General features: G+C 70.4%; 16 protein-coding genes and 1 pseudogene. 11 read left to right on the plus strand and 6 right to left on the minus strand.

Going from position 1 to position 21,758, the window contains the following annotated elements; all coding sequences use genetic code 11:
• Positions 1–12: 12 nt before the first annotated feature.
• From hmgA to A8M77_RS02350, 3 genes are all read left to right on the plus strand, one after another.
• Positions 13–1,308, plus strand: coding sequence for a homogentisate 1,2-dioxygenase (gene hmgA / locus A8M77_RS02340; RefSeq protein ID WP_086919946.1), 1,296 nt, complete (start codon positions 13–15; stop codon positions 1,306–1,308).
• Positions 1,305–2,591: a fumarylacetoacetase gene (gene fahA, locus A8M77_RS02345; protein ID WP_086919947.1), complete on the plus strand. Its 1,287-nt coding sequence runs from the start codon at positions 1,305–1,307 to the stop codon at positions 2,589–2,591. Before hmgA ends, fahA begins: the two co-directional genes overlap by 4 nt.
• 334 nt (positions 2,592–2,925) lie before the next feature.
• Positions 2,926–3,285, plus strand: coding sequence for a response regulator (locus A8M77_RS02350; RefSeq protein ID WP_192871535.1), 360 nt, complete (start codon positions 2,926–2,928; stop codon positions 3,283–3,285).
• A 13-nt stretch (positions 3,286–3,298) separates the two neighbouring features.
• Here the strand turns inward: A8M77_RS02350 and A8M77_RS02355 are convergent, their stop codons facing one another.
• The 4 genes and pseudogenes from A8M77_RS02355 to A8M77_RS02370 all read right to left on the minus strand — a co-directional run.
• Positions 3,299–5,527 (minus strand): hybrid sensor histidine kinase/response regulator, encoded by a 2,229-nt coding sequence (locus A8M77_RS02355; RefSeq protein WP_158100870.1) that lies wholly within the window; start codon positions 5,525–5,527, stop codon positions 3,299–3,301.
• Positions 5,518–10,464: a HAMP domain-containing protein gene (locus A8M77_RS02360; protein ID WP_086919950.1), complete on the minus strand. Its 4,947-nt coding sequence runs from the start codon at positions 10,462–10,464 to the stop codon at positions 5,518–5,520. The genes A8M77_RS02355 and A8M77_RS02360 overlap by 10 nt, the downstream gene beginning before the upstream one ends.
• Positions 10,465–10,619: 155 nt before the next feature.
• Positions 10,620–11,363, minus strand: coding sequence for an amidase family protein (locus A8M77_RS02365; RefSeq protein ID WP_238136677.1), 744 nt, complete (start codon positions 11,361–11,363; stop codon positions 10,620–10,622).
• 192 nt (positions 11,364–11,555) lie between these two features.
• A pseudogene (locus A8M77_RS02370) lies at positions 11,556–11,879 on the minus strand (Bug family tripartite tricarboxylate transporter substrate binding protein); the annotation flags it as partial.
• 27 nt (positions 11,880–11,906) lie between these two features.
• Between A8M77_RS02370 and A8M77_RS02375 the strand changes: the two are divergent.
• Positions 11,907–12,632: a LysR substrate-binding domain-containing protein gene (locus A8M77_RS02375; RefSeq protein WP_238136679.1), complete on the plus strand. Its 726-nt coding sequence runs from the start codon at positions 11,907–11,909 to the stop codon at positions 12,630–12,632.
• A gap of 16 nt (positions 12,633–12,648) precedes the next feature.
• On the opposite strand, the gene A8M77_RS02380 is transcribed toward A8M77_RS02375, so the two are convergent.
• Positions 12,649–13,095: an acyl-CoA thioesterase gene (locus A8M77_RS02380; protein ID WP_086919951.1), complete on the minus strand. Its 447-nt coding sequence runs from the start codon at positions 13,093–13,095 to the stop codon at positions 12,649–12,651.
• A 141-nt stretch (positions 13,096–13,236) separates the two neighbouring features.
• The gene (locus tag A8M77_RS02385) at positions 13,237–14,133 is read right to left on the minus strand and encodes a LysR family transcriptional regulator (RefSeq protein WP_086919952.1); all 897 of its coding nucleotides are present in this window, start codon (positions 14,131–14,133) and stop codon (positions 13,237–13,239) included.
• A 127-nt stretch (positions 14,134–14,260) separates the two neighbouring features.
• On the opposite strand from A8M77_RS02385, the gene gtdA reads away from it, so the two are divergent.
• The 7 genes from gtdA (at position 14,261) to A8M77_RS02420 (ending at position 21,729) form a co-directional block, all read left to right on the plus strand.
• Positions 14,261–15,334, plus strand: a complete 1,074-nt coding sequence (gene gtdA, locus A8M77_RS02390) for a gentisate 1,2-dioxygenase (RefSeq protein ID WP_086920195.1) — start codon at positions 14,261–14,263, stop codon at positions 15,332–15,334.
• Positions 15,335–15,409: 75 nt separating this feature from the next.
• The gene (locus A8M77_RS02395; protein WP_086919953.1) at positions 15,410–16,114 is read left to right on the plus strand and encodes a fumarylacetoacetate hydrolase family protein; all 705 of its coding nucleotides are present in this window, start codon (positions 15,410–15,412) and stop codon (positions 16,112–16,114) included.
• A 30-nt stretch (positions 16,115–16,144) separates the two neighbouring features.
• A complete protein-coding gene (locus tag A8M77_RS02400) occupies positions 16,145–17,365 on the plus strand; it encodes a 3-hydroxybenzoate 6-monooxygenase (RefSeq protein WP_086919954.1) in 1,221 nt (406 codons plus the stop codon).
• 39 nt (positions 17,366–17,404) lie between these two features.
• Complete coding sequence (locus tag A8M77_RS02405) at positions 17,405–18,364, plus strand: Bug family tripartite tricarboxylate transporter substrate binding protein (protein ID WP_086919955.1); 960 nt, start codon at positions 17,405–17,407, stop codon at positions 18,362–18,364.
• Positions 18,365–18,436: 72 nt separating this feature from the next.
• Positions 18,437–19,396 (plus strand): Bug family tripartite tricarboxylate transporter substrate binding protein, encoded by a 960-nt coding sequence (locus tag A8M77_RS02410; RefSeq protein ID WP_086920196.1) that lies wholly within the window; start codon positions 18,437–18,439, stop codon positions 19,394–19,396.
• Entirely contained in the window at positions 19,393–20,739 is a 1,347-nt protein-coding gene (locus A8M77_RS02415; RefSeq protein ID WP_086919956.1) for an FAD-dependent oxidoreductase, read from the plus strand. The genes A8M77_RS02410 and A8M77_RS02415 overlap by 4 nt, the downstream gene beginning before the upstream one ends.
• Before the next feature lie 72 nt (positions 20,740–20,811).
• Positions 20,812–21,729 (plus strand): acyl-CoA thioesterase, encoded by a 918-nt coding sequence (locus A8M77_RS02420; RefSeq protein ID WP_086919957.1) that lies wholly within the window; start codon positions 20,812–20,814, stop codon positions 21,727–21,729.
• The last annotated feature ends 29 nt before the right edge of the window (positions 21,730–21,758 follow it).

Below are 21,758 nucleotides of genomic sequence, written 5' to 3' on the forward strand. Positions count from 1 at the left end.
GAAAGGAGACCCATGAGCACCGACGCATTGCGCTACCAGAGTGGCTTTGGCAACGAATACGCCACCGAGGCCGTGCCCGGCACCCTGCCGCAGGGCCGCAACAGCCCGCAGCGCGCGCCCCATGACCTGTACCCCGAGCTGATCTCCGGCACCGCCTTCACCGCGCCGCGCCACGAGAACCGCCGCAGCTGGCTGTACCGCCGCCAGCCCTCGGTGGTCTCGGGCCGCTACCAGCCCTATGCGCAGCCTTACTGGCAGACCGGGCCGGACCGCGAGGTCATCCTCGCGCCCGAGCCGATGCGCTGGCATCCCATCCCGCTGGAGAACGCCGAGGTCGACTTCGTCGATGGCGTGCGGACGCTGGCGGCCAACGGCGACGCCGAGGCCCAGACGGGCGTGGCCGCGCATGTCTACCTGGCGAACCGCTCGATGGAGCGCCGCGCCTTCGTCAATGCCGACGGCGAGATGCTGTTCGTGCCCCAGCAGGGCCGCGTGGTGCTCACCACCGAGATGGGCGTGCTCGAGCTCAAGCCGGGCGAGATCGCGCTCGTGCCGCGGGGTGTGGTGTTCAAGGTCGGCTTGCCCGACGGTCCCTCGCGCGGCTACCTGTGCGAGAACTACGGCGCCCAGTTCCGCCTGCCCGAGCTGGGCCCGATCGGCTCCAACGGCCTGGCCAACGCGCGCGACTTCCTCGCGCCCGTGGCGGCCTTCGAGGACGATGCGGGCTCCTACGAGCTGGTCAAGAAATCCGCCGGCCGCCTGTGGCGCGCGCCGATGAAGCAATCGCCCTTCAACGTGGTCGCCTGGCACGGCAACCTGGCGCCGGTGAAGTACGACACCGCCAACTTCATGACCATCGGCTCGATCAGCTTCGATCATCCCGATCCGTCGATCTTCACCGTGCTGACCTCGCCCTCGGACACGCCCGGCACCGCGAACTGCGACTTCGTGATCTTCCCGCCGCGCTGGCTCGTCATGGAGGACACCTTCCGTCCGCCCTGGTACCACCGCAACCTGATGAGCGAGTTCATGGGCCTGGTCTACGGCGAGTACGACGCCAAGCCGGGCGGCTTCAAGCCCGGCGGCGCCAGCCTGCACAACGCGATGGTGCCGCACGGGCCGGACGAGGAAGCCTTCGAGAAGGCCAGCAACGCCGACCTGAAGCCGCAGAAGCTGGACAACACCCTGGCCTTCATGTTCGAGTGCCGCTACCGTTTCATTCCCAGCGCCTGGGCCCTGCAAAGCCCCGCGCTGGACACCGATTACGCCGACTGCTGGGCCGGCCTCCAGGATCGATTCAAGCCATGAACCCCGACGCACTCAACCCCACCCACGACCTGAAACTGCGCAGCTGGGTGGCCTCGGCCAACGTGCCAGGCTGCGACTTCCCCATCCAGAACCTGCCTTTCGGCCGCTTCCGCCCCTTTGGCAGCAGCGAGGCCTTCCGCATCGGCGTCGCGATCGGCGACCAGGTGCTGGACCTGCGCGCCACCGGCCTGGTCGGCGACGAGGACATGAACGCGCTGATGGGCCACACCCGCGAGGCGCGCCAGCGTCTGCGCGCCGCGATCTCGGCCGGCCTGGCCGAAGGCAGCGACAAGCAGGCCGCCTGGTCGAAAGCGCTGCTGCCGCAGTCGGCGGTGGAGCTCACCGTGCCCTGTCGCATCGGCGACTACACCGACTTCTACACCGGCATCCACCATGCCCGCACCGTGGGCAGCCTGTTCCGTCCGGACGCGCCGCTCCTGCCCAACTACCAGTGGGTGCCGATCGGCTACCACGGCCGCGCGTCGTCCATCGCCATCTCGGGCCAGCGCTTCAAGCGCCCGCAAGGGCAGACCCGGGCGCCCGACGCGAAAGAGCCCAGCTTCGGCCCCTCGAAGCGGCTGGACTACGAGCTGGAGCTCGGCTTCCTGGTCGGCCAGGGCAATGCGCTGGGCCAGCCGATACCCATCGGCCAGGCCGAGGCTCACCTGTTCGGCGTGACCCTGCTCAACGACTGGTCGGCGCGCGACATCCAGGCCTGGGAGTACCAGCCGCTGGGCCCTTTCCTGTCGAAGAACTTCGCCACCACGCTTTCGCCCTGGATCGTGACCATGGAGGCGCTGGCCCCCTTCCGCGCCCCCTTCGAGCGCCCGGCCGGCGACCCGCAGCCGCTGCCCTACCTGGACGCCCCGGCCAACCGAGCGGCCGGCGCCCTCGACATCGTGCTGGAGGTCCTGCTGCAGACCGCGAAGATGCGCGAGGCCGGCCAAGCGCCGGTGCGCCTCACGCGCGGCAACGTGCGCGAGGCCGCCTACTGGACTGCGGCGCAACTGGTCACCCACCACACGGTGAACGGCTGCAACCTGCAGCCCGGCGACCTGCTGGGCTCGGGCACGCTTTCGGGCCCCGGGCCCGACGAGGCCGGCTCGCTGCTGGAGCTCACGCTGGGCGGCAAGCAGCCCATCGAGCTCCCCAACGGCGAGCGCCGCACTTTCCTCGAGGACGGCGACACGCTCACCCTGCGCGGCTTCTGCGAGCGCGAAGGCGCGGTGCGCATCGGGCTGGGCGAGGTGAGCGGGACGGTGGAGCCGGCGCTGGGTGCGTAGCTGGCCTACTGAGCACGCCGCCACCGCCCTGCGTGTTGCTGAGGTTGCAGTTCTTCGGCACGCGTGCCCAGTCGACCTGGGAAACGGCGATGGGCCAGGTGAATGTGACGGGCTGCCGGCGCGCGCGCGGGTCATCAACTGCCGGTCGGTCCCGAACCCGCCGCTCGACAAGGTGGCATCCGGAGATACGACGTTCCGTGCGAACGCCTGGTCTTGCAGGATGGTGTGACGAATGCCTTGCGCGGCGCGAGCCGTGCTGTTTGACGGCGCCTCCTCCTACGCCTCGCCCCGGGCCGCCTGCGCATACTGGGATGCTTGCCTGGAGGACCTCGCCGTGAATGTGCTCATCGTCGACGACAACAAGGCTGCGGCCGACCTGTTGCGCGAGCTGCTGGGGCTGGAGGAGCACACCGTGCATTGCAGCTACTGCGCGCAGGACGCGCTGGACGCCGCGACCGCCACCGCCTTTGATGCCGCGCTGGTCGACCTCGTACTGCCCGACTTCTCCGGCGCCGAGCTGGCCCGGCGCCTTCGCGCGGCTGCGGGCGGGAGGTCGCTGCTGCTGATCGCCGTCTCGGGCCTGGGGCTGGAGGACGCGGGCGATGCCGCCGCGCCCGGCCTGTTCGACCACCACCTGCAGAAACCCATCGACTTCGAGGCGCTGGACCGCATGCTGGCGGCGCCGGTACCCTGAGGCGGCTGCTCTTTCAGGCGGTGGCGCTGGCAGTGCCGTTGTTGCTGCTGTTGCGACCGGTGCGCTGCGCCGACCATTGACGGATGCAGGCCAGCAGGGCCTGCGCGTCGGCAGGCTTGACGAAGTGGTGGTCGAAGCCCGCGCCGAAAGCGGTCTGGCGATCTTCCCGCTGCCCGTAGCCGGTCAGGGCGATCAGCAGCAGCCCCTGGCCCTCGGGCACCGCGCGCATGCGTCGCGCCACCTCGTAGCCGTCGAGCAGCGGCAGCCCGATGTCCAGCACCACCACCTCGGGCCGATGGAGGGCCAGCGCCGCGAGCGCCTGCTCGCCGTCCGCCGCGGTGCGCACCGCATGCCCCTCCAGCTCCAGCACCGCGGCGACACCGGCCGCCGCATCGTGGTTGTCGTCGACCACCAGCACCCGCAGCGCATCCGGCCGCGGCGCGGCCGCAACCGTTGCAGGCCCCGGCGCCGGCTCGGCCGGCCCAGCCGGCCCGGCCGTGGCGGGCAGGTGCAGCCGGAACTCGGAGCCGCGGTGGTGGCCTTCGCTGAAGGCCACGATCCGCCCGCCGTGCATCTCGGTCAGGCGCCGCGCCAGCGTCAGCCCCACGCCCAGGCCGCCCTGGATGCGGTCCAGGCCGCGCTCGCCCTGCTCGAACAGGTCGAAGATGCGCGGCAGCAGCGCGGCCTCGATGCCGATGCCCTGGTCGCGCACCGACACCACGATCGCACCATCCTCCAGCCCGCAGGCGAGGGTGATGTCGGTGTCCTCGGGGCTGTACTTGGCGGCGTTGTGCAGCAGGTTGGCGACCACCTGCGTGAGGCGCGCGGCATCGCCCGCGAGCCAGGCCGGCTGCTGCGGCAGGCTTGTGGCCAGGCGCTGGCGGCGCCCGTCGATGAAGGGCTGCACCGTCTCCACGCTCTGCGCGATCACCGTGCGCAGGTCCACCACCTGCCGCTTCAGGACGATCTTGCCCTGGCTGATGCGGGCCACGTCGAGCAGCTCCTCGATCAGCCGGGTCAGTTGCCGCAGCTGGCGCTCCGCGATGTCCAGCGCCCAGGTCACCTTGGGATGCGGCGCGGCGACACGGCGGATCACCTCCACGGCGGTGTGGATGGGCGCCAGCGGATTGCGCAGCTCGTGCGACATCATGGCCAGGAACTCGTCCTTGCGCCGGCTGGCGCGCTGCAGCTCCTCCTGCGCTGCCTGCAGGCCGCAGTAGAGGCGGGCGTTCTCCAGGGCGGCTGCGGCGCGCGCGGCCAGCTCGTCGACGAGGCCGGGGAGGCCGGGGTCCGACCCCTCGGCCGTCTCCGCGATCAGGACCGCCCCCAGCGCGCGCTCGCCGCGCAGCAGCGGCACCGCCTCGCCGGCGCGCAGCGGCACCGGCGCCGCCGATCCGGCGAAGGCAGCTGCGAGCGCTGCAAGCGCCTGCGGCTCGACGCGCGTGCGCCGGCGTCCTTCCACTGCCTCCTTGAGGGCCGCGCGCACGCCTTCGGGCAGCGCCGCCTCCGAGGCGGCCACGAGCCGGGGCGGCGCCTCGCCCGGCGCCTGGACCGCGGCCCGCAGCCGGCTGGCGCCGAGCTCGGGATCGCTCGCCATCACCACCGCCAGTGGCGCGAGCCGCGGCACCAGCAGGGCCGCGAGCTGCTCCATCGCGATCTCGATGTCCAGCGAGCTGCCGAGCGCGCGGCTGGCGTCGGCCAGGAAGGCCGAGCGCCGGTCGTTCTCCTCGGCCACGCGCCGCGCCGCCTGTGCGGCCATCATCGCGGCGCGCGCATCGGCCTGGCGGCGCACCTGGCGCTGCATCAGGTAGAGCGAGACGAACACCGACACCTTGCTGCGCAGGATCTCCGGCACCACCGGCGACAGGATGTAGTCCACCGCGCCCAGCGAATAGCCGCGCGCCTGCTGCATCTCGTCGGCGTAGGAGGTGATGAAGATGATCGGCGTGTGCGCGCAGCGCCGGTGCTGGCGGATCAGCGTCGCGGTCTCGAAGCCGTCGATGCCGGGCATGTTGACGTCCAGCAGGATCACCGCGAACTCGTGCTGCAGGATCTCGCGCAGCGCGTCGGCGCCGGAGCGCACCAGCACCAGCTCCTGCCCCAGTTCCTCCAGCACGGTCTTGAACACCAGCAGCTTCTCGGGCAGGTCGTCCACCACCAGGATGCTGGCCTTCTCCCCGGCGGGCGGCTCCGGCATGCCGGGCAGGTCCGACGGGTCCTCGCCGTCTCTGTCTATCTGCACAGCCATCCCCGCAGCACGGCCAGCAGGTGGGCCGTGTCGACCGGCTTCGACAGGTAGTCCCAGGCGCCGGCCTCGATGCACTTCTCGCGGTCGCCCTTCATCGCCTTGGCCGTCACCGCCACCAGCGGCAGCTCCTTGCCGCGCGGCAGGCGGCGCAGCTCGCGCATGGTCTGCATGCCGTCCATCTCCGGCATCATGATGTCCATCAGGACGATGTCGATGTCCGGGTCCTGCTGCACCAGGCGGATCGCGTCGCGGCCGTTCTCCGCGGACACGATGTCCATGCCCTGCGCGTCGAGCACCGCGGCCAGCGCGAAGATGTTGCGCATGTCGTCGTCCACGATCAGCACCTTGCGGCCGGCCAGCGAGCCGCTGGCCTGGTGCACCGCCTCCACCGCGTGCCGCTCGGGTTCGGACAGGTGCTGCGTGTGGCGGTGGAGCATGAAGGCAGTGGCATCGACCAGCTGCTCCAGCGAGTCCGCCACGCGCAGCGCCGGGCCGCCGGCGCCGCGCTCCCAGCCCGGCACGGGGCCACCGGGCGCGGGATTGAGCAGCAGCATCGGCAGCGGCCGGATGGCATCGCGGCGGCCCTCTTCCAGCCACTCGGCCACGTCCTCGCGGCGCAGGCCGGGCACCGCGCCGTCGGTGACGAGGCCGTCGAACGCCTGCGTGCACAAGGCCTCGCGCGCGGCCTCGGCGCTGTCGGCGAGCAGCACCTCGACCTCGGCGCCGGGCAGGGCGGCCAGGTAGCGCTCGCGCAGCGGCGAGGGCGGCATCGCCACCAGCAGCCGGCGCAACGGCGCCTCGACGTAGCGGCGCAGGGGGACCAGCGCGAGGTCGACCTCGTCGATGGACTGCAGCGGCTTGGCCAGGAAGCCGATGGCGCCGGACTCCAGCGCGCGCTCGCGCGCATCGTCGGTCGAGACCACGCACACCGGGATGTGCCGGGTCGTCAGGTCGGCCTTCAACCGCTCGAGGATGCGCCAGCCTTCCATGTCGGGCAGGAAGATGTCCAGGGTGATCAGTGCCGGATGGTGGTCGCGCGCCAGCGCCAGGGCGCCCGCGCCGCTGGTGGCCACCAGTCCCTTGAAGCCGCCGCGGCGCGCGGCCTGCAGCAGCATCTTGGCGAAGGCCAGGTCGTTCTCCACCACCAGCAGCACCTTCTCGCCGGCCAGGATGTTGTCGCGGTCGTCCTCGGCGACGTTCAGCCCGGCCGGCAGCTCGGCCGCGCCTTCGACGTCCAGCTGCGCAGGCGCCGGAAGGGACGCCGGGATGGGCGCCGCCGCGGCCTGGGTGCGCCGCGCCGGCTTGCGCGCCTCGGCCCGCCCCTCGGGGGGGCGGCGGCCCAGCCGCGTGCCGCGCGAGGCGTTGTAGCTCTGCGGCAGGTAGAGGGTGAAGGTGCTGCCTTCCCCGGGCACGCTGGCCAGGCGGATCTCGCCGCCCAGCAGCCGCGCCAGCTCGCGGCTGATCGCCAGCCCCAGCCCGGTACCGCCGTACTTGCGGGAGGTCGAGCCGTCGGCCTGCTGGAAGGCCTCGAACACGATCTGCTGCTTGTCGGGCGAGATGCCGATGCCGGTGTCCGAAACCGAGAAGGCGATCACCCGGCCGGCGCGGCCGAGGCTCTCGTTGTCGGCCGACCAGCCGCTGTTCACCTCGGCGATGGTCAGCGCCACCGACCCCTGGTGCGTGAACTTGAAGGCGTTGGACAGCAGGTTCTTGATGATCTGCTGCAGCCGCTTCACGTCGGTCGCGATGGTCTCCGGCAGTGGCGCCCCGGCGCGGATGTCGAAGGCCACGTGCTTGGCCTCGGCCACGTGGCGGAAGCTGCGCTCCACGGAGCGCTGCAGGTCGTCCAGCCGCAGCTCGGACAGCTCCACCGCCACCGTGCCCGACTCGATCTTCGACAGGTCCAGGATGTCGTTGATCAGCATCAGCAGGTCGTTGCCCGAGAGGTGGATGGTCTTGGCGAACTCCACCTGCCTGGCCGTGAGGTTGCCCTCGTTGTTCTTGCACAGCTGGTCCGACAGGATCAGCAGGCTGTTGAGCGGCGTGCGCAGCTCGTGCGACATGTTGGCCAGGAACTCGGACTTGTACTTGGAGGTGAGCGCGAGCTGCTCGGCCTTTTCCTCCAGCGCCTGGCGCGCCTGCTCCACTTCCTGGTTCTTGCGCTCCACCTCCTGGTTCTGGTGCACCAGCAGGCGCGCCTTCTCCTGCAGCGCCTCGTTGGTCTGCTGCAGCTCCTGCTGGCGGCTCTGCAATTCCTCGGCCAGCGACTGGGACTGCTTGAGCAGGTCCTCGGTGCGCATGTTGGCCGAGATGGTGTTGATCACGATGCCGATCGATTCGGTCAGCTGGTCCAGGAAGGCCTGGTGCGTCGGATTGAAGCGCTCCAGCGAGGCCAGCTCCAGCACGGCGCGCAGCTCGCCCTCGAAGACCACGGGCAGCACGATCACGTCCATGGCCGCGCCCTCGGACAGCCCGGTGGCGATGCGGAAGGCGGTGCTCGGCACGTTGGTCAGCAGGATCTTCGTCTTCTCCACTGCGCACTGGCCGACCAGGCCCTGGCCCAGCGCGATCTCCTTGCCGTGCACGTGCTGGCCGCCCGAGGCATAACTGGCGAAGAGCTTGAGCCGCGGGGTGCTGCCGGCGGGGGTCAGCAGGTAGAACTCCGCCTGCTGCGCGCCGACCACGGGCGCGAGCTCCGACAGGATCAACTGGCCGACGGTCAGCAGGTCCTTCTGCCCCTGCAGCATGCGGCTGAACTTGGCGAGGTTGGTCTTGAGCCAGTCCTGCTCGGTGTTCTTCTGCGTGGTGTCCTTCAGGTTGCGGATCATCTCGTTGATCGTGTCCTTCAGGGCCGCCACCTCGCCGCGCGCTTCCACCGTGATGGACCGCGTCAGGTCGCCCTGCGTCACCGCGGTCGCCACCTCCGCGATCGCCCGCACCTGCGTCGTGAGGTTGGCGGCGAGCTGGTTCACGTTCTCGGTCAGGTCCTTCCAGGTGCCGGCCGCGCCGGGCACCTTGGCCTGGCCGCCCAGCTTGCCTTCCACGCCCACCTCGCGCGCCACCGTGGTCACCTGGTCGGCGAAGGTGGCGAGCGTGTCGGTCATGCTGTTGATGGTCTCGGCCAACGCGGCGATCTCCCCCTTGGCCTCCACCGTCAGCTTCTGGTGCAGGTCGCCGGTGGCCACCGCGGTCACCACCTTGGCGATGCCGCGCACCTGGCCGGTCAGGTTGCCGGCCATGGAGTTGACGTTGTCGGTCAGGTCCTTCCAGGTGCCCGAGACGTCGCGCACCTGGGCCTGGCCGCCCAGCCGGCCCTCGGTGCCCACCTCGCGCGCCACCCGCGTCACCTCGGCGGCGAAGGAGGAGAGCTGGTCCACCATGGTGTTGATGGTGGCCTTGAGCTCCAGGATCTCGCCCTTCACGTCCACCGTGATCTTCTTGGACAGGTCGCCCCGGGCCACCGCGGTGGTCACGTCGGCGATGTTGCGCACCTGGCTGGTCAGGTTGGAGGCCATCAGGTTCACCGAGTCCGTCAGGTCGGCCCAGGTGCCGGCCACGCCCTGAACGTCGGCCTGGCCGCCGAGCTTGCCCTCGGTGCCCACTTCGCGCGCCACCCGCGTCACCTCGGCGGCGAAGGAGCGCAGCTGGTCCACCATGGTGTTGATGGTGTTCTTCAGCTCGGAGATCTCGCCCTTCACGTCCACCGTGATCTTCTTGGAGAGGTCGCCGGCGGCCACCGCGGTCGTCACCTCGGCGATGTTGCGCACCTGCGAGGTCAGGTTGCCGGCCATGAAGTTGACCGACTCCGTGAGGTCCTTCCAGGTGCCGGCGACGCCCTGCACGTCGGCCTGGCCGCCGAGCTTGCCTTCGGTGCCCACCTCGCGCGCCACGCGCGTCACCTCGGCGGCGAAGGAGCGCAGCTGGTCCACCATGGTGTTGACCGTGTTCTTCAACTCCAGGATCTCGCCCTTCACGTCCACCGTGATCTTCTTGGAGAGGTCCCCCGCCGCCACCGCCTTGGTCACGTCGGCGATGTTGCGCACCTGCGCGGTCAGGTTGCCGGCCATGGAGTTGACCGAGTCGGTCAGGTCCTTCCAGGTGCCGGAGACGCCCTCCACCCGCGCCTGCCCGCCCAGCGAGCCCTCGGTGCCCACTTCGCGCGCCACCCGCGTCACTTCGGAGGCGAAGGAACGCAGCTGGTCCACCATGGTGTTGATGGTGTTCTTCAGCGTGAGGAACTCGCCCTTCACGTCCACGTCGATCTTCTTCGACAGGTCACCCTTGGCCACCGCGGTGGTCACGTCGGCGATGTTGCGCACCTGGTCGGTCAGGTTGCCGGCCATGGAGTTGACCGAGTCGGTCAGGTCCTTCCAGGTGCCGGCCACGCCCTTCACCTTGGCCTGGCCGCCGAGCTTGCCCTCGGTGCCGACCTCGCGCGCCACCCGCGTCACCTCGGCAGAGAAATTGCCCAGCTGCTCCACCATCTTGTTGATGGTCTTGGCGGTGCGCAGGAACTCGCCTTCGAGCTGCCGTCCGTCCACGTCCAGCGCCATGCTCTTGGAGAGGTCGCCCTGGGCCACGGCGCCGATCACGCGCGCCACTTCGGTGGTCGGATGCACCAGGTCGTCGATGAGCGCGTTGACGCACTCGACCGATTCGCCCCAGAAGCCGCGCGCCTCGCCCAGCGTCGCGCGCTGCCGGAGCTTGCCTTCCTTGCCCACGACCTGGCGCAGCCGCACCAGCTCGGCCGCCAGCGTGGCGTTCTGCTCGACCACGTCGTTGAAGACGTCGGCCACCTTGCCCGACAGGCCGGTCCAGTGCACCGGCAGTCGGACCCGGGCGTCGCCCTTGCGCAGGCGCGTGAGCGCATCCAGCAGGATGGCCATCTCCTCGAGCGACCCGGTCGCAATGGATTTGTCCAGGACGTTCATCTCTTCGCCTCCGGTCGTTGTCGGAATGGTCGCTGCGGTGCGCCGAGCCAGGGCTCGCCGGGGCAGTGTATCGACCGCGGTCCCGACTCCGCGTAAGACGAAACGTACAACGGCCGACCTCCCATGGGGGCCGGGCGTCGTGAGAGGGAGGGGGATCAGGCTGGATCGACGGGGGGCGGCGTGCCGGTTCGGCGCTCGATCGCCGCGGCGGTCGCGAGGCAGAGGTCCTCGCGGAAGCAGTCGGCCATGAGCTGCACGCCCATCGGCCGCGGGCCCGGCAGCGGCACCGACACGCCCGGTGTGCCCAGCATGGCGGTGGCCAGCAGCGGGCTCTGGGCTTCCAGCACGGCGCGCACGGTGTCGGGATCACGCTGATCCTCGTCGACCGCGAAGGGCGTGCGCCAGGAGACCGGCATCAGTACCAGCGGGAAGTCCTGGAACAGCAGCGACCAGGCGCGCCGGATCTTCGTGCGCGAGGCCAGGGCTTCGAGGTACCCGCGCAGGTCCAGTTCCTTCGCATAGGCCAGCATGGCCTGGTAGGCGCGCTGGATCGGCAGGTCGCCGTCGCGCAGGATGGCCTCGCCCACCAGCAGGCGCGTGTCGTTGAGCGTGAGGCTGAACCACAGGTCGTGTGCCTCGCGGAACAGCGGCAGCTCGATCTCTTCCACACGGTAGCCCGCGTCCTCCAGCCAGCGCGCCGTCTGGTCCAGCGCGGCCGTGACGGCCGCATCGGCGTGGAAGCCCGGCATCCGCCGGCACAGGCCAACGCGCACCGGCGCGGCGGGCGCAGGGCCGGCCAGCGGCGCCGGCACCCAGGCCGGGTCGCGTGCATCGCGCGCGGCCATGGCCTCGAAGGCCAGCCGCAGATCGGCCACGCTGCGCGCCAGCGGACCCTGCACCGAGGTGATCTGGACGCATCGGCTTCGGCCAGTGCTTCGTCGGGCCGCAGGTCAACCACCGCGTTGAGCCGCGGGTTCACCGCATCGAGGCGGCCCAGGCAGCTTTGCATCGCCTCGCGGGCCGACACCTCGCGTTGGCGGATCAGCGCGGCGAGTTCGGCGGCGCCGAAGCGCCAGAGTTCGTTCGCCATCTCAGTCTCCCTTCACGCCGGCGCGCTTCACGGCCTCGGCCCAGCGCGCTGTCTCGCGCTTCATCAGCGCTGTCATCTCCTCGGGCCTGGACGGCATCGCCTCGATCGACAGCGCCGCGTTGGCCCGCACCACGGCCGGGTCGGCCAGCGCCTTGCGCAGCGCGGCGCTGAGCCGTTCGATCGCGTTCTTCGGCGTGCCCACCGGCGCGACCAGCCCACCCCACGCCACCACGTCGAAGCCCGGCACGCCGCTCTCGGCCAGCGTCGGCACCTGCGGCAGCACGGAGGCGCGCTTCGCGCTGGTCACCGCCAGCGCCTTGATCTGGCCCGACTGGACGCCAGCTCACGCGGCGTGGAACTGACCGAGTGCGGCCGGCAGCTCGCAGTGCGCGCGCGCCTGGCGCAGGAGCAGCTGGCGCTCGCGCGCCAGGACATCCGTCAGCTCCAGGGCGGCAAGCAGGCGCGCGTGGCAGCGGCGGTGACGCCGGTGGTGTTCATGGGCGCGCTGCCGAAGGTGGTGCGCGAGTTCCGGCGCACGCTGCCCTACGCGCAACTCAAGCTGTACGAGGGCCTGATGCCGATGGTGCTGCCGCTGCTGCGCGAGGGTTTTGTCGACTTCGCAGTGGCCGGCGCGATGGAAGGTGCGCTGGACGGCGACCTGGAGCTCGACCCGATCGCGCCGATCGAGATGATCGTCGCCTGCCGTCCGGACCACCCGCTGGCGCGAGCCACCCGCTGGGAGGACCTGGTCGACGCCGACTGGCTGGTGCACCGCGCGCCGGGCAGCCACCACACCGTGCTCTTCGACCAACTGCAGCGAAGCGGCCTGCCGGTGCCGCAGCGCACCATCGAGACCAACACCTTCGGCGTCAGCTGGGGCCTGGTGACGCGCAGCGACCTGCTGCTGATCCTGCCCGAGCGCTTCCTGTCGATCGAGCCCTATGCGCGCCAGATCGTGCGCGTGCCGCTGGCCATGAGCCTGCCGGCGCTCACGCTCGGCATCCTGAAGCTGCGGGCCTCGCCGCTGTCGCTGGCGGCCACGCGGCTGGCGACGCTGTTCCGGCGCTACGCGCGCTGAAGGCCTGTGCAGGAGTTCAGGCCGTGCCCGCCGCGCGCGAGGCCTCGAGGTGCTGCTTGGCCCGCGCGGCCACCGACTTCGCCTCGTCGGTGGCAGGTACGTAGGGCACGACCGGCAGCGGCCGGCCGTGCGAGTCGACCGAGACGAAGACGATCAGGCACTCGGCCGTCTTCTGCATCTCGCCGCCCTTCATGTCGCCGCTGCGCACCTCGACGGCGATGTTGATGCTGCTGGTGCCGGTGTAGGCCAGCTTGGCCTCCACCTCGACCAGGTCGCCGATCATGATCGGGTGGTGGAAGCGGATGCTGCCGATGAATACCGTCACGCAGTAGCGCTTGGACCAGCTGGTGGCGCAGGCGTAGCCGGCCTCGTCGATCCACTTCATGACGGTGCCGCCGTGCACCTTGCCGCCGAAGTTGACGGTGCTGGGTTCGGCGAGGAAGCGCAGGGTGATGGAGCTCATGGGTCGGCCTGGATGAGGGGTTGAATCGTGGGGGAGCGCCCGCGGATTATGCGGCGCGCCCGGCCGCCGCCGGGCCGCCCCACGGCGGCCGAGCCTCCCCCTCGGGGGCGGCGAAGCATACGCAGTAGCAAGCCGGGGGCACTATTTCCCGCCGAAAAGCTGCGCCACGGTGCGCCTGAGCCAGGCATTGCCCGGGTCGGCATGGAAGCGCTCGTGCCAGTGCTGCTTGACCGCGTAGGGCGGCAGCGCGAAGGGCGGATCCAGCAGCTTCACCGGCTCCTGCGTGACCAGCACCTCGCCCAGGATGCGCGGAACGATCACGATCAGCTCGGTATGCGCCACGATGCGCGCCACGCTCAGGAAGCTGGACAGCGCCACCACCACCTCGCGCTTCAGGCCCAGGCGGGCGATGGTCTTGTCGACGATGGCATGGCCGGTGCCGGAGGAGGAGATCACCGCATGCGCCTCGGCCTCGAAGCGCTTGCGCGTGAGCCGCTCACCGATGCGCGGATGCGCCCGCGCCGCCACGCAGACGAAGTTCTGCATGAACAGCGTCTGCTGGTAGAAGCCCGCGTCCAGCTGCGGCATGAAGCCCACCGCCAGGTCCACCTCGCCGTCGGCCAGGCGGCGGCCGCTGTCGGTGGAGATGATCTCGGTCTCCAGGTGCACGCCCGGCGCGGTGCGCCGCAGGTGGTCGAGCAGGCCGGGCAGCAGCACGACCTCGCTGATGTCGGTCATGCAGATGCGGAAGTTGCGCTGCGCCCGCGCCGGGTCGAAGCTGCTGCGGCTGCCGCGGGCCTGTTCGATCTGCGACAAGGCCTCCCGCACGTGGGGCAGCATGCGCTGTGCATAGGGCGTGGGCTGCATGCCCTGGGCGGTGCGGGCGAACAGGCGGTCGTCGAAGTGCGCGCGCAGCTTGTTCAGCATGGTGCTGGCCGCGGCCTGCGCCAGGCCCAGCCGCTCGGCGGCCTTGGAGACGCTGCCGGTCTTGTAGATCTCGTCGAAGACGGCGAGCCATTCGAGGTCGAGCTTGGCCATGGGGTGTTCCTTCTCGGTACTCATTATCGAAAAACGGAATGGCAGGTATTGGCTGCAGGTCTTGAGGAAATAGTGGTCGCGGCGAACAATGCATCCCAAGGCGGCCACCGCCTCGGAGACACCCACCATGAACACCGCCACCCAGGCCGTCCCGGCCGGCAACGCTGCCGAACGCCGCGGCTACTACGAACGCATCCGCCCGCTGAACCTCACGCCGCTGTGGGAGTCGTTGCATGCCCTGGTGCCGCGCGAGCCGCAGACGCCCTGCGTGCCGGCCCTCTGGCGTTACGACGAGATCCGCCCGCTGCTGATGGAGTCGGCCGCGCTGATCACGGCCGAGGAGGCGGTGCGCCGCGTGCTGGTGCTGGAGAACCCGGCCATCCCGGGCCGCTCCTCGATCACCCAGTCGCTCTATGCCGGCCTGCAGCTGATCATGCCGGGCGAGATCGCGCCCTCGCACCGCCACGTGCAGTCGGCGCTGCGCTTCATCGTCGACGGCAAGGGTGCCTACACCACCGTGGGGGGCGAACGCACCACCATGTACCCGGGCGATTTCATCATCACGCCCTCCTGGGCCTGGCACGACCATGGCAACGAGGGCATCGAGGGCGTGGCCGAGCCGGTGGTATGGCTCGACGGCCTGGACATCCCGATGCTGCGCTTCTTCGACGCCGGCTTCGCGGAGAACGACGATGCCAAGGTGCAGCACGTGGCGAAGGCCGAGGGCAACAGCCTGGCCCGCTTCGGCCACAACATGGTGCCGGTGCGGCATGACCACGTCGCGCCGACCTCGCCGATCTTCAACTATCCCTATGCCCGCAGCCGCGAGGCGCTGGCCCAGCTGCAGAAGCAGGAGGCGCCCGACGCCTGGCTCGGCCACAAGCTGCGCTACGTCAACCCGCTGACGGGCGGCGCGCCGATGCCGACCATCGGCACGAACCTGCAGCTCTTGCCCAAGGGCTTTGCCGGCAAGACGCACCGCGCGACCGACGGCACGGTCTACAGCGTGGTCGAGGGGCGCGGCACGGCGGAGATCGGCGGCCAGCGCTTCGACTTCGGCCCGCGCGACACCTTTGTCGTGCCCTCGTGGGCGCCGCTGCGCTTCTCGGCCTCGGAGGAAGCGGTGCTGTTCAGCTTCTCCGACCGTCCGGTGCAGCAGGCCATGGGCGTGCTGCGCGAGGCCTTCCTGCAGGACGCCTGAGCCCGGCGGCGCCGCCGCGCCGCATGTCCCTTCTTTTCTTGAACCATGTGCCGCGCCCGCGGCAGGAGTTTCCTCATGTCTTACGTCGTCACGCCGCCCGCTACCGTCGGCCTTCCCATCGCCGGCTCGTCCGACCTGTTCCCGGTGCGCCGGGTCTACTGCGTCGGCCGCAACTACGCGGCCCATGCCCGCGAGATGGGCTTCGACCCGGACCGCGAGCCGCCCTTCTTCTTCTGCAAGCCCAACGACGACGCCTCCATCGTGCCGGTGCCGGCCGGCGAGACGGTGGGCATCCCCTACCCGGGCCAGACCGCCAACTACCACTACGAGGCCGAGCTGGTGGTGCTGATCGGCCAGGGCGGCCGCGACATCGCGGCCGAGGACGCGCCCAAGCACATCTACGGCTACGCGGTCGGGCTGGACATGACGCGCCGCGACCTGCAGATGAAGATGCGCGAAGCCGGCCGGCCGTGGGAGATCGGCAAGGCCTTCGACTTCTCCGCGCCCATCGGCCCGGTGCGCCGGTTCGCGGACGGCGGTGCGATCGACGGCGGCGCGATCGTGCTCGAGGTGAACGGCGAGACGCGCCAGAAGAGCGACATCCGCAACCTGATCTGGTCGGTCAGCGAGGTGATCGCCAACCTCTCGACCCTGTTCGCGCTGCAGCCCGGCGACCTGATCTTCACCGGCACGCCCGAAGGCGTGGGTGCGGTGCAGCGCGGGCAGACCATGAAGGTGACCATCGACGGCCTGGCGCCCATCGCGGTGCGCGTCGACTGAGCGCCTGCGCCACCCCACTGGAGACACACCATGAGCACCCCACGACAGGACAAGCCCTCCGTGCTGCTGATCGGCGGCGGCATCGGCGGCATGGCGGCCGCGCTGGCGCTGGCGCGCCTGGGCATGCGCATCGACCTGCTGGAGCAGAGCGCGGCCATCGGCGAGATCGGCGCCGGCCTGCAGCTGGGGCCCAATGCCTTCGCGGCGCTCGATGCGCTGGGCGTGGGCGAGGCCGTGCGGCGCGGCGCGGTCTTCACCGATCGGCTGGTGATGATGGACGCGGTGGACGCCAGCGAGGTGGCCTCGGTCCCGGTGGGCGAGGCCTTCCGCGCGCGCTTTCGCAATCCCTATGCGGTGAGCCACCGCGCCGACCTGCACGGCGCCATTCACGAGGCGGTGAAGCAGCATCCGCTGATCCGCTTCCACACCTCGGCGCAGGTGCAGGACCTGGACATCGGCGAGCGCGGCGTCACAGCCGTCACCCGCGACGGACGGCGCTTCCAGGCCGATGCGATCGTCGGTTGCGATGGCGTGAAGTCGGTGGTGCGTGCCAAGCTGATCGGCGACGCGCCGCGTGTCTCGGGCCATGTGGTGTACCGCGCGGTGGTGCCCACGGTCGACATGCCCGAGGACTTGCGCTGGAACGCGCCGGTGGTCTGGGCCGGCCCCAACTGCCACCTCGTGCACTACCCGCTGCGCCACGGCGAGCAATACAACCTGGTCGTGACCTTCCACAGCCGCTACGACGAGGAATGGGGCGTGACCGACGGCAGCAAGGAAGAGGTGCTTTCCTACTTCGAGGGCATCCACGCGCGCCCGCGCCAGTTGCTGGACCGGCCCACCTCGTGGCGCCGTTGGAGCACCGCCGACCGCGAGCCGGTCGCGAGCTGGAGCCAGGGCCCGGCCACGCTGCTGGGCGACGCGGCCCATCCGATGATGCAGTACCTGGCGCAGGGCGCCTGCATGGCACTGGAGGATGCGGTCACGCTGGGCGCAGCCGTCGAGGCCTGCGACTACGACCTGCCGGCCGCCTTCCAGCTGTATTCGTCGGCCCGCGTGGCGCGCACCGCCCGCGTGGTGCTGTCGGTGCGCGAGATGGGGCGCCTCTACCATGCCAAGGGCGTGGAGCGGTTGGTGCGCAACGGCCTCTGGACTGGGCGCACACCCGAGCGCTTCTACGATGCGGTCGAATGGCTCTATGCCTGGAACCCCGCTGAATGTCTGGCGGACGCACGGCGCGCCGCCGCCTGAAACGCCTTTCTCATCGCCATCCAAAGGAGACAAGCCTTCATGAAACCCATCCTCTCGCTGATCGCCGGCCTGCTCGTCACCACCGGTGCGTGGGCGCAGGCCGACTACCCGAGCAAGCCCGTCACCCTCGTCACGCCCTTCGCTGCCGGCAGCGGCCCCGATGCGGTGCTGCGCCTGGTCTCCGACAAGCTCAGCCGCCTGTGGAACCAGCGCGTGGTGGTGGACAACAAGCCCGGCGGCGGCGGCTTCATCGCCATCGACCAGGCCAAGCGCGCCGCGCCCGACGGCTACACCCTGCTGCAGCTGGACAGCGAGCACATCGCCGCGCTGCCGCACCTGTACAAGTCGCGCAACTTCGTGACGCTGCAACACTTCGACCCGGTGGCTTCGCTGTTCCGCACGCCCTTCTTCGTGGCGGTGCCGACCGATTCGAATTGGAAGAACATGAGCGACCTGGTCGCCGCCGCCAAGGCCGGGCCGGTGAGCTACGGTTCCTGGGGCGTGGGCAGCCCGGGGCATCTGGGTGCGCAACAGCTCGAAGCGCTGACCGGCGTGCAGATGCAGCACATCCCCTATCGCGAGGTCTCGCAGCTCTACGCCAATGTGGGCGCCGGCGAGGTGCCATGGGCCTTCGCCAGCATTCCGTCGAGCCAGGGCATCTACAAGGCCGGCAAGCTGCGCTACATCGCGGTTGCCACCACCAAGCGCGTGCCGCAGATGCCGGACGTGCCGACCATGGCCGAGGCCGGCGGACCGGCGGGGCTGGAGGTCAATTCCTTCGTCTCCATCCTCACGCCCAAGGGCGTGGCGCCGGCCATCCAGGCGAAGATCAACGCCGACGTCGCCAAGGTCATCGCCGACCCGGAGATCCGCGCCCGCTTCGACACCTTTGCTTTCGAGCCGCTGGCCTGGTCGCCGGAGGAGATCCGGCGGCAGGCGGAGGCCAAGTCCAAGGTCTATGGGGAACTGGTTCGCCGCGGGAACATCAGCCTCGATTGACATCGCTGCGTCACACCCGGCGACAGGCCGGCTTTATCCTTCTGCCTTCCATTGCTCCATTCCATCTCGTTCATGCACCTGTCCAAGAGAGTCCTCCTGATCGCCGCCTGTGCCCTTCCGCTCGCCGCCGCCGCGCAGGACACCTGGCCCACCAAGCCGGTGCGCCTGGTCGTCGGCTTCCCCGGCGGCTCCACGCCCGACATCGCAGCGCGCACCATCGCCGAGCCACTGGCCAAGGCGCTGGGCCAGCCGATCGTGGTGGACAACAAGCCGGGGGCCTCCGGCAACATCGCGGCCGACCAGGTGGCCAAGGCGACCGACGATCACACCCTCGGCGTGGTGATCAACGGCAACCTCACCTCGTCGAAGATGCTCTATCCGAAGCTGCCTTACGACCCGGCCAGGGACTTCACCTACCTCTCGCTGCTGACCACCGCGCCGCTGGTGCTTGTGGCGCAGAACGGCCTGCCGACGGGCACGGCCTTCTTCGACGCCGGCCGCAAGAGCGGCGACAAGTGGAGCTACGGCTCGGTGGGCGTGGGCTCGGTGGGCCACTTGGGCATGGAACTGCTCAAGAGCCGCGTGCCCGGCATGAAGGCGGTGCACGTGCCCTACCAGGGCAACCCGCAGGTCATGACCGACCTGATCGGCAACCAGATCCAGATGGCGCTGATCCCGCCGGGCGTGGCCATGCCCCAGGTCAGGGCCGGCAAGGTCAAGGCCATCGGCGTGACCAGCGGGCGCAGCGCGCTGGTCCCCGAGCTGCCGCCGCTGGCCGATGCCGGTGTGAAGGACTTCAACCTCGAGGTCTGGACCGCGCTGCTGGGCCCGGCCAATCTCTCGAAGCAGGCGCAGGAGCGCATCACGCGCGAGCTGGCGGTCGTGATGAAGTCGCCGGAGGTGCGGCAGAAGCTCTTCGAGCAGGGCTGGCAGGCAGTGGGCACCTCGCCCGACGGCATGCGCACGCGCGTGAAGGAAGAGGCGGCGCTGATGACCAGGATCATTTCCAGCCAGGGCATCAAACTCCAATGACCGCCACCGTCATCGAGCCGCAACGCAGCCTGCCGGTCTTCGGCGAGTACGACGTGGTCGTGGTGGGCGGTGGGCCCGCCGGCATCGCCGCGGCCGTGAGCGCGGCGCGCCACGGCGCGCGCACGCTGCTGGTGGAGCGCTACGGCTTCCTCGGCGGCATGGGCACGGCTGGCGGGGTGACCAACTTCGCCGGGCTGTACGGCAAGCGCGGCGGCGAGATGACGCAGTTGGTGCACGGCGTGGTCGATGAGCTGCTGGCGCGCATCGACGCGCTGGGTGGGCTCAACAAGCCGCAGGACGGCATGCAGGGCCGCATCCGTGTGCGCTCCTACGACACCTCGGTCTACAAGTGCGCGGCCGACCGGCTGCTGCTCGATGCGGGCGTGGCGCTGCTGTTCCATGCGCTGGCCGCGGCGGTGGTGATGGACGGCCCGCGCATCGCCGCGCTGGTGGTCGAGACCAAGTCCGGGCGGCTCGCCATCCGTGCCAACGCCTTCATCGACGGCAGCGGTGATGCCGACGTGGCGGCCTTCGCGGGAGTGCCCTTCGCGGTGGGCGATGGGCACGGCAGCGGGCTCTTTCCCTCGACCATGTTCCGCGTCGGCCATGTGGATGCGCCGAGCGCGCTGGCCGCCGTGAGCGAGTTCAAGGCCATCAACGAACTGATGGCGAAGGCGCTCGAGCGCGATCCCGGGGCCTATCGTTTCCCGCGCGAGGGCGCGATCCTGCGGCCGCAGATCGATCCGCGCGAATGGCGCGCCAACGTCACGCAGATCCGCAATGCCAAGGGCGGTGCGATGAACGGCGTGGACGCGCGCGAACTGAGCGACGGCGAGATCGAGGGCCGGCGCCAGATCGTCGAGTACTTCCGCTTTCTCAAGGCGGAGGTGCCGGGCTTCGCAGGGTCGGCCATCGTCGAGATCGCGCCGCAGGTGGGCATCCGCGAGACGCGGCGCATCGAGGGCCTCTATGCGCTGGACGGCGAGGACATCCTGTCGTCGGCGCGCTTCGACGACAGCATCGGCATCAACGCCTGGCCGATGGAGATGCACGCCGCCGGAAAGATCGAGTGGGCCTTCCCACGCGATGGGCAGCGCACCTACAACCAGCTGCCCTGGCGCATGCTGGTGCCGCAAGGCGTCGACAACCTGCTGGTGGCGGGGCGCTGCGCGTCGATGACGCACGAAGGCCAGTCGGCAGCCCGCGCCAGCGGCGGCTGCTTCGTCATGGGACAGGCGGCGGGCACGGCAGCGGCTGCGCTGGGCAGGGCGCGCTTCGCCGAGGTGGATGTGCCGGCGCTGCAGAAGAAGCTGGCCGACGACGGCGCCGACCTGGACCGCTGACAGACCGGGGACAGCCGAGCGGCGGGCTCTTTGCTATCGTCGCTGGATTCCCTTCAGCGCTGCCTGTCCACAATGACCGATCCCGCCAACGCCGCCCGCCTCGTCGGCGACCTCGTCGACCTGATGCAACTGGAGCCACTGGGCGGCGACCGCTTCCGCGGCCGGAGCGAGGACATCGGCACGCCGGCCGTCTTCGGCGGCCAGGTGCTGGGCCAGTCGCTGGTGGCGGCCAGCCGCACCGTCGATGCCGACCGGCCGATCCATTCCATGCATGCCTACTTCCTGTTGCCGGGCGAGCATGCGCCCATCGACTATTCGGTGGATCGCGTGCGCGACGGGCGCAGCTTCACGACGCGGCACGTGGTGGCGCGCCAGGGCGAGCGCGTGATCTTCGAGATGTCGGCCTCCTTCCAGACCGTGGACGAGGGCGTGGAGCACCAGTTCGCGATGCCCGCCACGCCGGGCCCCGAGGGCCTGCCGAGCGAGCTGGACCAGCGCCGCGCGCTGGGCGACCGGCTGCCCGAGCGCTGGCGAGCGAAGGCGCTGCTGCCGCATGGCATCGAATACCGGCGCGCCGATCCCGACGACATCCTGGCGCCCGAGCCGCGCCCCTCGGAAAGCGCGATCTGGCTGCGCGCCATCGCGCCCCTGCCCGACGACCCGATCGTGCACCGCGCGCTGCTGGCCTATGCCTCCGACCACGGCCTGCTGCGCGCAGCCGTGCGGCCACACGGGCTTAGCTTCATCAGCGGCAAGGTGCGGCCCGCCAGCCTGGACCACGCCATGTGGTTCCACCGCGACTTCCGCATGGACGACTGGCTGCTCTACGTGATGGACTCGCCCAGCGCCAGCGGCGCGCGCGGGCTGTGCCGGGGCAGCCTGTTCACGCCGGACGGGCGGCTGGTCGCCTCGACCGCGCAGGAAGGCATGCTGCGCGTGTGGCGGGAGGGCATGCCGGTGCCGAGCGCGGGTGGGTCGGCGCCGATCTGAACGTGCCGCGAGGCGCTACGATCAACACA

The sequence above is a fragment of the Variovorax sp. JS1663 genome (assembly GCF_002157355.1).
Taxonomy (GTDB): Bacteria; Pseudomonadota; Gammaproteobacteria; order Burkholderiales; family Burkholderiaceae_C; genus Variovorax.